This window comes from Streptomyces sp. NPDC001204 (assembly GCF_053598035.1).
On the sequence record NZ_JBSFJL010000001.1, the window covers coordinates 611,797 to 624,952 of the forward strand.

The window sequence follows — 13,156 nt, forward strand, 5'->3', positions numbered from 1 at the left end:
GGCCGCGCCGGATTCGGCCGGTGGGGGTTCGGATGGGCAGGTGGAGGGTTCGTGAACTGACCGCGCTCATGGGCGCGTTGACGACGGTGCTCGCCGTGATGGTGTGGGGCGCGTCCTCCGCGGCGGCGGGCGGTCCGACCAGTGTGCTGGTGACCTCTCCGCAGAGCGGGGAGGCCGGCGCGCTGTACTACTCCGCGAAGGAGTACGGGCAGTTGGAGAGGCTCCTGGGCCCGGCGGGCTCGGGCAGCCGCGACAAGCCGCCCGAGGCCGACCTGGTCCATGCCCGGCAGATCAACGTGACCTGGCTGGCGCACGACATATCACCGTGGCGACTCGACCGGGTCTTCCCGGTGACCGGCGAAAGCGCCGTCTGGATCCACACGGCGGCGAACGTGCCCGAGTCCATGAACGGCTACTGGCACCGTGCCGAGCAGCCGGCCCGGCTGCGTGCCCTGCTCGCGAAGCTGGGCGTGATGGGCAAGGCCCCGGCCTCGAGCCAGGGGTACACCGGTATCTTCCCGGCGCCGTGGCAGGCGGAGACGGCCGCGCCGGAGACCACTACGCCGGACGCCACCGGACCCGACGCGGACGAGGGGACGCAGACGGTGCGGGTGAGTGTGCCGGCCGCGCGTGGCGACGGCGCCGACTGGTGGTGGGCGATACCGGGTGCGGCGGGCGGGGCGGTGCTCGCGCTGGTGCTGCGGCCCTTCGCTTCGAGGCTTCCGCTCGACCGCCTGCGGCGGGAGCGGGACCAGGGGCCCCGGCAGGAGTTGCGGGACGTGTAGGGCGCGTGCCGAGGACGAGAGACGTGCGTGGGAGGACGGAGGGGGCGGTCGGATGGCACTGCGCGGCGGGCGCTCGGCGCCATGGCTGATCCCGGTGCTGGCGGTGGCGGTGGTCGGAGTGGGGGTGCTGCTGTGCGGGGTGTCGCCGGTCGCGGCGGCCGCGGACGGGGGCGGTGCGCCGCGGGCGCCCGATGTGGCCCTGGTCGTCGCGGGCGGCTCGGGGCGGACCAGGGCGTTGCGCGTGGGCGATCGCGACTTCGCCCTGCTCCGGGAGTTGCTGCGCCCGGCGTACACGGGGACGGAGCCGGTGCCGGACGCCTGGGCACAGGGGCGGCATCCAGGGGTGCGGGTGACCGTGGTGTGGGGGCTGACCGGAGTCGGGGGGTGGCCGGTGACGAGCAGGCCACCGGGAGGGGATGTGGCCGTGGAGCGGCAGGACCAGTTGATCGTGGCGGAGGACGGCACACCGTGGGTGCGCTCGGACCTGGCCCCGGACGTGGAGGACGACGACATCCGCTGGCACCGGACGTCGCGGGACCTGTACGAGCGGCTGGCCCGCACGGGGTTGCTGGGTGACACGGACGGTGCGCCGTCCGGCAATGCTCCGGGCGGCAGTCCGGGCGGCCGGGGTGATCAATTGTGGTGGGCGGCCGGCGGGCTGGCCGCCGGGGCCGGCGGCACGCTGCTGATATGCCGCGCGGCGGCCCGGCGCGGTGCCGGGCCGCCGCGGGAGGAACCACGACAGGAGCTGATCGAACTGTGAGCCTGTGACTTGTGAGCCCTGTGCCCTGTGCGTCCTGGGCCCTGTGCCCTGTGAGTCCCCGTGTTCTGTGAGCCCTGTGACTTGTGAGTCCCGTGCGGGGACGGATCAGCCGAGGTCGATCTCCGGGTAGAGGGGGAAGCCCGCGACGAGGTCCGTGGCCCGGTGGGAGATCTCGTCCGCGATCTTCGGGTCGAGGACGTGCTGGGCCTTGGACGGGGTGCCCTTGCCGGTGGTGCCGGGCTCGGTGGCCGTCAGGACGCGGTCGATCAGGCCGGCGACCTCGTCCATCTCGGCGGTGCCCAGACCACGGGTGGTCAGCGCGGGGGTTCCGATGCGGATGCCGGAGGTGTACCAGGCGCCGTTGGGGTCGGCCGGGATCGCGTTGCGGTTGGTGACGATGCCGGACTCGAGCAGGGCGGCCTCGGCCTGGCGGCCGGTGAGGCCGTAGGAGGAGGCGACGTCGATCAGGTTGAGGTGGTTGTCGGTGCCGCCGGTGACAAGGGTGACCCCCCGGCGCGTCAGGCCCTCGGCCAGGGCACGGGAGTTGTCGACGATGCGCTGGGCGTAATCCTGGAAGGAGGGCTGCCGGGCCTCGGCCAGGGCGACCGCCTTGGCGGCCATGACGTGCGGAAGGGGGCCGCCGAGGACCATCGGGCAGCCCCGGTCGACCTGGTCCTTGAGGGAGTCGTCGCACAGGACCATGCCGCCGCGCGGGCCGCGCAGGGACTTGTGGGTGGTGGTGGTGACGATCTGCGCGTGCGGGACCGGGTCGAAGTCGCCGGTGAGGACCTTGCCGGCGACCAGGCCCGCGAAGTGGGCCATGTCGACCATGAGCGTGGCGCCCACCTCGTCGGCGATCTCGCGCATGATGCGGAAGTTCACCAGGCGCGGGTAGGCGGAGTAGCCCGCGACGATGATCAGCGGCTCGAACTCGCGGGCGGAGGCGCGCAGGGCCTCGTAGTCGAGGAGGCCCGTGGCCGGGTCGGTGCCGTAGGAGCGCTGGTCGAACATCTTCCCGGAGATGTTCGGGCGGAAGCCGTGGGTGAGGTGTCCGCCGGCGTCCAGGGACATGCCGAGCATGCGCTGGTTGCCGAAGGCCTGGCGCAGTTCGGCCCAGTCCGCCTCGGAGAGGTCGTTGACCTGGCGGACCCCGGCCTTCTCCAGGGCGGGGGCCTCCACGCGCTGGGCGAGGACGGCCCAGAAGGCGACGAGGTTGGCGTCGATGCCGGAGTGCGGCTGGACGTAGGCGTGGCGGGCGCCGAAGAGTTCCTTGGCGTGCTCGGCGGCCAGCGACTCGACGGTGTCGACGTTGCGGCAGCCGGCGTAGAAGCGGCGGCCGATGGTGCCCTCGGCGTACTTGTCGCTGAACCAGTTACCCATGGCCAGCAGGGTGGCCGGGGAGGCGTAGTTCTCGGAGGCGATCAGCTTGAGCATCTCGCGCTGGTCGGCGACCTCCTGGCCGATGGCGTCGGCCACGCGCGGCTCGACGGCGCGGATCACGTCGAGGGCGGCGCGGAAGGCGGTGGACTCGTTGGACAGGGGCGCGGTGTTCTCAGGCATCGGGACCTCCGGACGTGGCGTCGGCGTTCACGTTACGGCCCAGGCGCACGGCACACTTTCCGCTCGGGCCGCTCCCCGATGGTCGGTCCCATCCCAGCGCGCCAGTCACGGCCCGTCGTCAGCCTACCGGGCGCACCCCACGGCGCAGTTCCCGCGTCCGCCATGCGAGCGAGGATAGGAAGGAGGACAACCTCCCCTCCCCGGGAGGCGACCCTCGTCCTCGGGAGCCGCCGTGACCGCCACGGAAGACCTCATCGCCACCGCCGACGCCCACAGTGCGCACATCTACCACCCGCTGCCCGTGGTGATCGCCACGGCGGAGGGCGCGTGGATGACGGACGTGGAGGGCCGCCGGTACCTCGATCTGCTGGCCGGCTACTCGGCGCTGAACTTCGGGCACCGCAACCGGCGGCTGATCGAGGCGGCCGAGGCGCAGCTGGAGCGGGTGACACTGACCTCGCGGGCCTTCCACCACGACCGGTTCGCGGCGTTCTGCGAAGAGCTGGCGCAGCTGTGCGGAATGGAGTCGGTGCTCCCGATGAACACGGGCACCGAGGCGGTGGAGACGGCCGTGAAGACGGCCCGGAAGTGGGGCTACCGGGTCAAGGGCGTGCCCGCGGAGATGGCGAAGATCGTGGTCGCGGGCAACAACTTCCACGGCCGGACGACGACGATCATCAGCTTCTCCACCGACCCGGAGGCCAGGGCGGACTTCGGGCCGTACACGCCGGGCTTCGAGATCGTGCCGTACGGGGACCTCACGGCGATGCGGTCGGCGATGACGGAGAACACGGTCGCCGTGCTGCTCGAGCCGATCCAGGGCGAGGCGGGGGTGCTGGTGCCGCCGGCCGGTTATCTGCCGGCGGTGCGGGAGCTGGCACGGGAGCGCAACGTGCTGTTCGTCGCCGACGAGATCCAGTCGGGGCTCGGGCGCACCGGCCGTACCTTCGCGTGCGAGCACGAGGGGGTGGTGCCGGATGTGTACGTGCTCGGGAAGGCGCTGGGCGGCGGGATCGTGCCGGTGTCGGCGGTGGTGTCCTCGCGGGAGGTGCTCGGCGTGTTCGGGCCGGGCGAGCACGGGTCGACGTTCGGCGGGAACCCGCTGGCGTGCGCGGTGGCGCTGGAGGTGATCGCGATGCTGCGCTCGGGCGAGTTCCAGGCACGGGCCGCGGAGCTGGGCGAGCATCTGCACCGCGAGCTGGAGCGGCTGGCCGGCACGGGCCGGGTGCGGGCGGTGCGCGGACGCGGGCTGTGGGCGGGCGTGGACGTCGACCGGTCGCTGGGGACCGGCCGGGAGATCGCCCGGAAGCTGATGGACCGGGGCGTCCTGGTGAAGGACAGCCACACCTCGACGATCCGGATCGCCCCGCCGCTGGTGATCGGCAAGGAGGACCTGGACTGGGGGCTGGCCCAGCTGCGGGCGGTGCTCGGCGCGTAGCGGGGTGACGCGGAGTCCGGCCGGAGCCGGTGGTGCGTGCGGCCGGATCGGGCGGCGCGCGGATCGACCGCTCCCCTAAAGTCGCTTCGTGCTCTTCGGAATGGTGTGCGCGCTCGGCGCGGCGGTGTGTTTCGGCACGGCGACGGTTCTCCAGGCCATCGCCGCGCGCGCCGCGGCGGACACCGGCGGGGGCGGGGAGGCGGCGCTGCTGCTGCGCGCGGTGCGGCAGTGGCGGTACCTGGCGGGCCTGGGCCTGGACGGCCTCGGGTTCCTGCTCCAGATCGCGGCCCTGCGCTCACTGCCGATCTACGTGGTCGGCGCGGCCCTCGCCGCCAGCCTCGCGGTGACGGCGGTGACCGCGTCCCGGCTGCTGCGGGTGCGGCTGAGCGGGGTGGAGTGGTCGGCGGTGGGCGTCGTCTGCGCCGGTCTGGCCATGCTGGGGCTGGCCTCGGGCACGGAGGGCCGCGAGGACGGCTCGGCGGCGCTGAGGTGGGCGATGCTCGGGGCGGCGCTGGCCGTGCTGCTGCTCGGAGCGCTCGCCGGCCGCCTGCCCGAACGCGTCCGTGCCCTGCTGCTGGGCCTGGGCGCGGGCTTCGGGTTCGGCGTGGTCGAGGTGGCGGTGCGGCTGATCGACTCGCTCGCCCCGTCGGCGCTGTTCACCAACCCTGCGGCCTACGCCCTGCTGCTCGGCGGCGGAGCCGCCTTCCTGCTGCTGACCTCGGCCCTCCAGCGCGGTTCGGTGACCACGGCCACCGCGGGCATGGTCATCGGCGAGACGATCGGCCCGGCGGCGATCGGGGTGGTGTGGCTGGGCGACCGCACCCGCGAGGGCCTGGCCTGGCTCGCGGTGCTCGGCTTCGCGGTGGCGGTGGCGGGCGCCCTGGCGCTGGCGCGGTTCGGGGAGGCGCCGGCCGAGGAAGGACCGGTCGCGAAGGTGCCTGCCGAAGAGGGGTGACCACCGCCCGACGGGCCGCCCGACGGGTCGTCAGGGCAGCACCCGGCACAGGGCGTCCAGGGCCGCCGCCCACGCGTGGTCCGGTGGGGTGCCGTAGCCGACGACCAGGGCGTCCAGCGGTGCCACGGCGGCCTGCTCGTGGCGGAAGCGGGACAGTCCGTGGAGGGCGAGGCCCTGCCAGGCGGCCGCCTGGACCACCGCGGCTTCGGTGCCGGGCGGCAGGCGCAGCACGGCGTGCAGTCCGGCGGCGATGCCGGTGGGGCGGACGTCGGGCGCGCGGGTGGCGAGGGCCTCGACCAGGGTGTCGCGGCGGCGGCGGTAGCGCAGGCGGGCCGAGCGCACATGGCGGTCGTAGGCGCCGGAGGTGATGAACTCCGCGAGCGTCAGCTGGTCCAGCACCCCGCAGGTGTCGGAGGGCCCCTTGGCGGCCGTGGCCTCCGCCATGAGGGACGGGGGCAGCGCCATCCAGGCCAGGCGCAGGCCGGGGGCCAGGGACTTGCTCGCCGTGCCCAGGTAGACCACGCGGTCGGGGTCCAGTCCCTGGAGCGCGCCGACGGGCTGGCGGTCGTAGCGGAACTCGCCGTCGTAGTCGTCCTCCAGGATCAGGCCGCCGGTGCGCCGGGCCCAGTCCGTCACGGCCGCGCGCCGGTCGGGGTGCAGGGGCACGCCCATCGGGAACTGGTGGGCGGGGGTGAGCAGGACCGCTCCGGGGCCGCTCAGTTCGCCGGTGACCGTGCCGAGTTCGTCGAAGGGCAGGGGGCGGGTGCGCAGGCCCGTGCGGGCCAGGAGGTCCCAGTGCACGTCGAGGCCGTACGACTCGACGGCGACCGTGGTGACGCCGCGGGCCCGCAGCACCGTGCCGAGGATCCGCAGCCCGTGTGAGAAGCCCGCGCACACCAGCAGGTGGTCGGGGTCGGTGCGGACGCCCCGGACCCGGGCGAGATGACCGGCCAGCGCGGTGCGCAGTTCGGGCCGGCCGCGCGGGTCGCCGTAGCCGAGGGCGTGGTGGGGGGCGGCGGCCAGGGCGCGGCGGGCGGCCTTGAGCCACTGGGTGCGGGGGAAGGAGGCGAGGTCCGGGGTGCCGGGGACGAGGTCGTGGACGGGGCAGGGGCGTTCGCGCGGGTGACGGACCGCGCCGGTCTGCCGGACGTCCGCGCTCGGCGACGGCCCGAACGGCGAGGCGGGTGCCCCCATGGCCACACGCGTGCCCGAGCCCTGGCGGGCGGTGAGCCAGCCCTCGGCGACCAGGTCGCCGTAGGCATCGGCGACCGTGTTGCGGGCGATGCCCAGGTCGGCGGCGAGGGTCCGGGAGGAGGGCAGCCTGGTTCCGGGGACCAGACGGCCGGTGCGGACCGCCTCGCGCAGGGCGTCGGTGAGGCCGCGGCGCACGCCGGGACCGGCCGGTTCCAGATGCAGGTCGATGCCGAGAGTGGCCCATGATTCCGCCATGGAAATGGACCATACTCCTGGGCTGCTTCGCTCATAGGGTCGGGCATATGGCTAGGACGACGAACACCGGCGAACACACGGACACCATCGAAGGCGCCCCCGCGTACGCGCCCGAGCACGAGCCCCGTATGCAGTGGGCCAAGCACGCCCCCGAGGTCTACAGGGCGATGGTCCGGCTGGACGCGGCCGCGGGACAGGGCCTGGACCCGCGGCTGCGCGAGCTGGTCAAGATCCGCGCCTCGCAGCTGAACCACTGCGCGTTCTGCCTGGACATGCACACCAAGGACGCGCTCGCGGCCGGCGAGAGCGTGGAGCGGATCGTGCAGCTCGGCGCCTGGGAGGAGTCGCGGCACTTCTACACGGAGAAGGAACTCGCGGCGATCGAGCTGACCGAGGCCGTCACGGTCCTCACCGACGGCTTCGTGCCGGACGAGGTGTACGAGAGGGCCGCCGCGCACTTCGAGGAGGCCGAGCTGGCCCACTTGATCGCCTCGATCACGGTGATCAACGCCTGGAACCGGTTCGGTGTGACGGCCCGCGCGGTCCCGGGCCACTACACGCCGGGGCAGTACAAGTGACGACCCCGGTCCAGGGGCCGGCCGGGCCCCTGGACCGGGAGGCCCGGCGGGCCCCGTCCTCGTTCAGGGCAGCCACGCCTTCCACGTGGACCGGTGGCCGTCCACCCACTTCGCCGCCGCCTCGGCGGGGGTGAGCTTCTGGTCGGCGATCATCAGGGAGACCTCGTTCTGGTCCTCGGTGGTCCACTTGAACTTCTTCAGGAAGGCGGCCGCCGCGCCGCCGGACCGGGCGAAGTCGGCGTTGAGGTACTTGCGCAGCGCCGTGTGCGGGTAGGCGCAGGCGACCTTGGCCGCGTCCGCGTCGCAGCCCTCCTCGTACGGCGGCAGGCGCACCTCCGTCATGGGGACCTTCTCGAACAGCCACTGCGGCGCGTACCAGTACGTGAGGAAGGCCTTCTTCTCCTTGGCGAACTGCTTGATCTGGGTGATCTGCGCCGCCTCGGAACCGGCGAAGACCACCTGGTAGTTCAGGTTCAGGTTCTTCACCAGCGCCTTGTCGTTGGTGACGTAGGACGGGGAGCCGTCCATCAGCTGGCCCTTGCCGCCGCTCTCCGCGGTGCGGAAGAGCGGGGCGTACTTGTCGAGGTTCCTCCAGTCCGTGATGTCCGGGTACCTCTTGGCGAGGTACGTCGGGACGAACCAGCCGATGTGCCCGGTCACTCCGAGGTCGCCGCCCCGCGCGATGGTCTTCTTGTCGTCGACGTAGCGCTTCTCCTGGTCGGGGTGGCCCCAGTCCTCCAGGATCGCGTCGACGCGGCCCTGGCTGAGCGCGTCCCAGGCGGGGACCTCGTCGACCTGGACGGTGTCGACGCGGTAGCCCAGCTCGTGTTCGAGGAGGTACTGGGCGACGGCCACGTTGGCCTGCGCGCCGACCCAGGACTGCACGGACAGGGTCACGGTCTTCGAGCCCCGCGCGCCCGCGAACGGCGAGGTCTGCCGGGTCATGTCGGCGGCGCCGCAGCCGCTGGTCAGCGCCAGCACCGCGACGGCGGCGGTGAGAGTCGTACGGCGTCCCATGTCACGCTCCCTTCCTGGTGCGGCGGCCGGTCGGCTGCGTCACCCGGTCGAGCATCAGGCCGAGGCAGACGATCGCCGCGCCGGCGACCAGGCCGGTCGCCAGGTCGCCCTGGGCGAGGCCGAAGACCACGTCGTAGCCGAGCGCGCCGCCGCCGACCAGGCCGCCGATGATGACGACGGCGAGGACGAGCACCACGCCCTGGTTGACGGCGAGCAGCAGCGCCGGGCGGGCGAGCGGCAGTTGCACCTGGCGGAGCTGCTGGCCGCTGGTCGCGCCGAGGGAGCGGGCGGATTCCAGGGCCGCCGGGTCGACCTGGCGCAGACCTTGCGCGGTGATCCGGACGACCGCGGGCAGGGCGTAGACGACGGCCGCGGCGACGGCCGGGGCGCGGCCCACGCCGAACAGCGCGACCACCGGGATCAGGTACACGAACTGCGGCATCGTCTGGAAGACGTCGAGGACCGGGCGCAGCAGCTTCTCGAAGCGGTCGCTGCGGGCGGCGGCGACGCCGGTCGCGAAGCCGAGCACGAGGGTGACGGCGACGGCCGCCAGCACCTGGGACAGGGTGTCCAGGGACGGCTTCCACACGCCGAGCACACCGATGGCGGCCATGGCGAGGACGGCGGTCAGCGCGGTGCGCCAGGTGCCGATCAGCCACGCGAGGGCGGCGACGATCAGCAGCACCGACCACCACGGCAGCCACTGGAGGCCGGAGCGGAGCGGGTCCAGGATCCAGGTGGTGAAGCGGCCCGCCCAGTCGGCGGTGCCGCCGATGTACGGGACGCCGGAGTACAGGTGGGCGGTCATCCAGCCGACGGCGCGGTTGACGGGCTCGGCGATGCCGACCGTCCAGTCCGCGGGCCAGTCCGGGCGGCCCGCCAGGCGCGCGGTCAGGGCGGCGGCCACGGCGGCGACGGCGGCGCAGGCCCAGGGGCGGACGCCGTGCCGCTCCTGTCCGAGGCGCTCTCCGGCGGCTGCGGTCACCCGGTCCAGTACGACGGCCAGCAGCACGATGGGGATGCCGGCCGCGAGGGCCGCGCCCACGTCGACCGAGGCGAGCGCCTGGTAGACGCGGTCGCCGAGGCCGCCGGCGCCGATCACGGAGGCGATGACCGCCATGGACAGCGCCATCATGATCGTCTGGTTGACGCCGAGGAGGAGTTCCTTGCGGGCCAGCGGGATCCGGGCGGTCAGCAGGCGCTGGCGTGCGGTGGCGCCGAGGGAGTCGACCGCCTCCAGCACCTCCGGGTCCGCGCCGCGCAGGCCGAGCGCGGTCAGCCGGGCCATGGGCGGGGCGGCGTAGACGACCGTGGCGAGGACCGCGGCGGGTACGCCGATGCCGAAGACCAGGACGACGGGGAGCAGGTACGCGAACGCCGGGAGCACCTGCATGGTGTCCAGGACCGGGCGCAGGACCCGGTCCATGCGGTCGGACAGGCCCGCGGCCAGACCGAGCAGGGCGCCGACGAGGACGGAGGCGAGGACGGCGACCACCATCAGGGCGAGCGTCTGCATGGTCGGCACCCACATGCCGAGCAGTCCGCAGGCGACGAAGGCGGCGGCCGTGCCGAGGGCGAGCCGGACACCGGCCACGCGCCATGCCACGAGGGCGGTGGCGGCCGTGACACCCGCCCAGCCGGCGGCGAGGAGCGTCAGGTAGACGGCGCGCACGGAGATCACGACCGCGTTGCTGACGTGGCCGAGGAAGTAGAGGAACAGCGGGTGGCTGTCGCGGTTGTCGATGATCCAGTCGCTGGCGCTGCCGAGCGGCCCGGACAGGTCGACCGTCAGTGCGTGCGGCCACGTTCCGCTCGCCCAGCGGGCGTGGGCCAGCGGGACGAGGACGGCGGCCAGGGCCGCGAGGACCAGGAGCTTGTGGCCGGCGGGGCGTTTGAGTACGCCGGGCAGGCCGGCACGGAGGGCCGGGGCGCCGATCGCCGCCATCAGACGGCCTCCGGGGTGGCGTCGGCGTCGCGCAGGACCGCCACCCCGCGCCCGCGCGGTGCCGTGGCGTCGGTTCCGGCCACCACGGACAGCAGCGCGTCCGAGTCGACGACGCCGACGCAGCGGCCTCCGGCGACCACGCGTGCCGGTGCTCCCGCTCGGGCCACCGCCTCGATGGCCTGCGCGACCGTGGCCTCCGGGGGAATCGCCGGGCCGCTGCCGGCCTCCTCGGCGGAGGCCGGACGCATGGCCCCGCGGACCGTCAGGACCTGCTCGCGCGGGACGTCACGGACGAACTCGCGGACGTAGTCGTCGGCCGGGGAGCCCACGATCTCCTCGGGGGTGCCCAGCTGGACGATGCGGCCGCCGCGCATCAGGGCGATGCGGTCCCCGAGCCGGAGTGCCTCCTGGAGGTCGTGGGTGATGAAGACCATCGTCCGGCCCTCCTCGCGGTGCAGGCGGACGACCTCCTCCTGCATGTCCCGCCGGATGAGCGGGTCGAGCGCGCTGAACGGCTCGTCGAACAGCAGCACTTCGGGGTCCACGGCGAGGGCGCGGGCCAGGCCGACCCGCTGGCGCTGACCGCCGGACAGCTGGGCCGGGCGGCGCTCCTCCATGCCCTGCAGACCGACCTTGGCGACCATCTCGGCGGCCCGCTCGCGCCGCTCGGACCGGGCGACGCCCTGGATCTGGAGGCCGTAGGCCACGTTGTCGAGGACCGTGCGGTGCGGCAGCAGGCCGAAGTGCTGGAAGACCATCGCGGCGCGGTGCCTGCGCAGGGCGCGCAGCCGGGCCCGGTCCATGGCGCGCACGTCCTCGCCGTCGATGGCGATGGTGCCCGCGGTGGGCTCGATCAGCCGGGTCAGGCAGCGCACCAGCGTGGACTTGCCGGAGCCGGACAGGCCCATGACGACGAAGACCTCGCCCTTGCGCACGTCGAAGGAGACGTCGCGGACCGCGGCCGTGCAGCCGGTGCGCTCGCGCAGTTCGGCGGGGCCGAGCGCGCCGAGCTCCCGGTCGGCGGGGACCCGGTCGGCGCGCGGGCCGAAGACCTTCCACAGGCCGTCCACCGAGAAGACGGGGGTGGGCCCGGAGTCGTCGGTGGGCGGTTTGCGCGTGGGGACCTCGAGAGCCATCAGCGCTCACCTCCGAGCAGGTCGACGGCCTTCTCCCCGACCATGAGCACACCGATCATGGGGTTCACGGCGGGCATGGCCGGGAAGACGGAGGCGTCCGCGATCCGGATGCCGTCCAGCCCGCGGATACGCAACTCGGGGTCGACGACCGCGAGTTCGTCGTCGGCGGCGCCCATCCGGCAGGTGCCCGCCGGGTGGTAGACGGTGTGCGCGACCTTGCGGGCGTACTCGCTCAGCTCCGCGTCGCCGAGGATCTCCGGACCGGGGCACACCTCCCGCTTCAGCCAGCCGGCCAGCGGTTCGGTCTGCGCGATCCGGCGGGCGATGCGGATGCCGTCGACGAGGGTGCGGGCGTCGTAGTCGTCCTCGTCGGTGAAGTAGCGGAAGTCCAGGGCCGGCTTGACGGACGGGTCGGCGCTGGTGAGGTACAGCCGGCCCCTGCTCCTCGGCTTGGGGATGTTCGGGGTCATCGACACGCCGTACGGCGGACGTTCGTAGCCCAGGCGCTCCGGGTTGTCCGTGAACGGGATCTGGTAGAAGTGGAACATCAGGTCCGGGCCCGCGCTTGCGGGGTCGCGGCGCACGAACAGGCCGGCGTCGGAGTCCATCGCGGAGTTCTCCGGGATGGGGCCGTTCGTCTCCCACACGATCACCGACTCGGGGTGGTCGAGCAGGTTCTCGCCGACGCCCGGCAGGTCGTGGACGACGGGGATGCCGAGTTTCTCCAGGTCCGCCTTCGGGCCGATGCCGGAGTGCAGCAGCAGCCGGGGCGAGTCGACGGCGCCCGCGCAGAGAACGACCTCGCGGCGGGCCCGTACGAGGAGTTCGGCGCCGTCCTTGGTGCGCACGTGGACGCCCTCGGCGCGGGCGCCGTTGAGCTGGAGCCGGTGCGCCCAGGTCTCCAGCAGGATCGTCAGGTTGGCGCGCTCGTCCATCACCGGGTGCAGATAGGCCACGGAGGCGCTGGAGCGCTTGTTGTCCTCCGGGTGGTAGGCGAGGTCGAAGAAGCCGGCGCCCTCGTGGAACGGCTTCTTGTTGAAGCCCTCGACGCGCGGCACCGCGAGCGCGGCCTGCGCGGCGTCGACGAAGTCGCGGGCGATGGCGTTGCGGTCCTTCTCGTCGACGGCCACGATGTTGTTCTTGAGCCGGGCGTAGTACGCCTCCATCGGGACCGCGCCCCAGCCCTTGGCGCCGGCCGCCTCCCACTCGTCCCAGTCGGACGGCAGCGGCTTGAACGCGATGAGCGTGTTGTGCGAGGAGCAGCCGCCGAGGACGCGGGCGCGGCTGTGCCGGATGTGGGAGTTGCCGCGCGGCTGCTCGGTGGTCGGGTAGTCGTAGTCCAGTTCGCCGCCGAGCAGGCCCATCCAGCGGCGCAGGGTCAGCACGTCCTCGCGGCCCACGTCGCTGGGGCCGCCCTCGATGACGGCGACGGTGACGTCCGGGTTCTCGGTGAGGCGGGAGGCGATGACGGAACCGGCCGTGCCGCCGCCTATGACGACGTAGTCGAACTCGTGGGTGCTCTCGGGCATC

At 73.5% G+C, this 13,156-nt stretch carries 11 protein-coding genes and 1 riboswitch; of the genes, 5 read left to right on the forward strand and 6 right to left on the reverse strand.

Going from position 1 to position 13,156, the window contains the following annotated elements:
* Positions 1-32: 32 nt before the first annotated feature.
* Together ACWC91_RS02805 and ACWC91_RS02810 are read left to right on the forward strand one after the other, a co-directional pair.
* Entirely contained in the window at positions 33-785 is a 753-nt protein-coding gene (locus tag ACWC91_RS02805) for a hypothetical protein (RefSeq protein WP_450643112.1), read from the forward strand.
* A gap of 52 nt (positions 786-837) precedes the next feature.
* On the forward strand, positions 838-1,548 hold the full coding sequence (locus ACWC91_RS02810; protein ID WP_450725766.1) for a hypothetical protein: 711 nt from the start codon (positions 838-840) through the stop codon (positions 1,546-1,548).
* A gap of 105 nt (positions 1,549-1,653) precedes the next feature.
* Here the strand turns inward: ACWC91_RS02810 and ACWC91_RS02815 are convergent, their stop codons facing one another.
* Complete coding sequence (locus ACWC91_RS02815; protein ID WP_281156143.1) at positions 1,654-3,108, reverse strand: glycine hydroxymethyltransferase; 1,455 nt, start codon at positions 3,106-3,108, stop codon at positions 1,654-1,656.
* A gap of 30 nt (positions 3,109-3,138) precedes the next feature.
* Positions 3,139-3,227: riboswitch (ZMP/ZTP riboswitch) on the reverse strand.
* A gap of 113 nt (positions 3,228-3,340) precedes the next feature.
* Between ACWC91_RS02815 and rocD the strand changes: the two genes are divergently transcribed.
* Both rocD and ACWC91_RS02825 read left to right on the forward strand, forming a co-directional pair.
* A complete protein-coding gene (gene rocD, locus ACWC91_RS02820; RefSeq protein WP_450643995.1) occupies positions 3,341-4,546 on the forward strand; it encodes an ornithine--oxo-acid transaminase in 1,206 nt (401 codons plus the stop codon).
* Positions 4,547-4,646: 100 nt separating this feature from the next.
* Entirely contained in the window at positions 4,647-5,501 is an 855-nt protein-coding gene (locus tag ACWC91_RS02825) for a hypothetical protein (protein WP_225079022.1), read from the forward strand.
* Between the two features lie 30 nt (positions 5,502-5,531).
* Here the strand turns inward: ACWC91_RS02825 and pdxR are convergent, their stop codons facing one another.
* Positions 5,532-6,950 (reverse strand): MocR-like pyridoxine biosynthesis transcription factor PdxR, encoded by a 1,419-nt coding sequence (gene pdxR / locus ACWC91_RS02830; RefSeq protein ID WP_450643994.1) that lies wholly within the window; start codon positions 6,948-6,950, stop codon positions 5,532-5,534.
* 47 nt (positions 6,951-6,997) lie between these two features.
* Between pdxR and ACWC91_RS02835 the strand changes: the two genes are divergently transcribed.
* Positions 6,998-7,528, forward strand: coding sequence for a carboxymuconolactone decarboxylase family protein (locus ACWC91_RS02835; protein ID WP_450643993.1), 531 nt, complete (start codon positions 6,998-7,000; stop codon positions 7,526-7,528).
* A 63-nt stretch (positions 7,529-7,591) separates the two neighbouring features.
* On the opposite strand, the gene ACWC91_RS02840 is transcribed toward ACWC91_RS02835, so the two are convergent.
* Genes ACWC91_RS02840 through ACWC91_RS02855 form a run of 4 tightly spaced genes read right to left on the reverse strand, consistent with a single transcriptional unit; the run spans position 7,592 to position 13,155 of the window.
* The gene (locus ACWC91_RS02840) at positions 7,592-8,545 is read right to left on the reverse strand and encodes an ABC transporter substrate-binding protein (protein ID WP_281156140.1); all 954 of its coding nucleotides are present in this window, start codon (positions 8,543-8,545) and stop codon (positions 7,592-7,594) included.
* Between the two features lies 1 nt (position 8,546).
* Positions 8,547-10,490 carry an ABC transporter permease gene (locus ACWC91_RS02845; RefSeq protein WP_281156139.1) on the reverse strand — a complete coding sequence of 648 codons (1,944 nt, stop codon included), beginning with the start codon at positions 10,488-10,490 and terminating at the stop codon, positions 8,547-8,549.
* Positions 10,490-11,626 (reverse strand): quaternary amine ABC transporter ATP-binding protein, encoded by a 1,137-nt coding sequence (locus ACWC91_RS02850; RefSeq protein ID WP_450643992.1) that lies wholly within the window; start codon positions 11,624-11,626, stop codon positions 10,490-10,492. Before ACWC91_RS02850 ends, ACWC91_RS02845 begins: the two co-directional genes overlap by 1 nt.
* A complete protein-coding gene (locus ACWC91_RS02855; protein WP_225078998.1) occupies positions 11,626-13,155 on the reverse strand; it encodes a GMC family oxidoreductase in 1,530 nt (509 codons plus the stop codon). Before ACWC91_RS02855 ends, ACWC91_RS02850 begins: the two co-directional genes overlap by 1 nt.
* Position 13,156 lies beyond the last annotated feature (1 nt).

Bases quoted from the DNA above. Each gene is read 5' to 3' on its own strand.
- ACWC91_RS02825 (WP_225079022.1), top strand. From the start codon at position 4,647: ATGGTGTGCGCGCTCGGCGCGGCGGTGTGTTTCGGCACGGCGACGGTT.
- ACWC91_RS02835 (WP_450643993.1), top strand. From the start codon at position 6,998: ATGGCTAGGACGACGAACACCGGCGAACACACGGACACCATCGAAGGC.
- pdxR (WP_450643994.1), bottom strand. From the start codon at position 6,950: ATGGCGGAATCATGGGCCACTCTCGGCATCGACCTGCATCTGGAACCG.
- ACWC91_RS02840 (WP_281156140.1), bottom strand. From the start codon at position 8,545: ATGGGACGCCGTACGACTCTCACCGCCGCCGTCGCGGTGCTGGCGCTG.
- ACWC91_RS02815 (WP_281156143.1), bottom strand. From the start codon at position 3,108: ATGCCTGAGAACACCGCGCCCCTGTCCAACGAGTCCACCGCCTTCCGC.
- ACWC91_RS02805 (WP_450643112.1), top strand. From the start codon at position 33: ATGGGCAGGTGGAGGGTTCGTGAACTGACCGCGCTCATGGGCGCGTTG.
- ACWC91_RS02810 (WP_450725766.1), top strand. From the start codon at position 838: ATGGCACTGCGCGGCGGGCGCTCGGCGCCATGGCTGATCCCGGTGCTG.
- ACWC91_RS02850 (WP_450643992.1), bottom strand. From the start codon at position 11,626: ATGGCTCTCGAGGTCCCCACGCGCAAACCGCCCACCGACGACTCCGGG.
- ACWC91_RS02845 (WP_281156139.1), bottom strand. From the start codon at position 10,490: ATGGCGGCGATCGGCGCCCCGGCCCTCCGTGCCGGCCTGCCCGGCGTA.
- ACWC91_RS02855 (WP_225078998.1), bottom strand. From the start codon at position 13,155: ATGCCCGAGAGCACCCACGAGTTCGACTACGTCGTCATAGGCGGCGGC.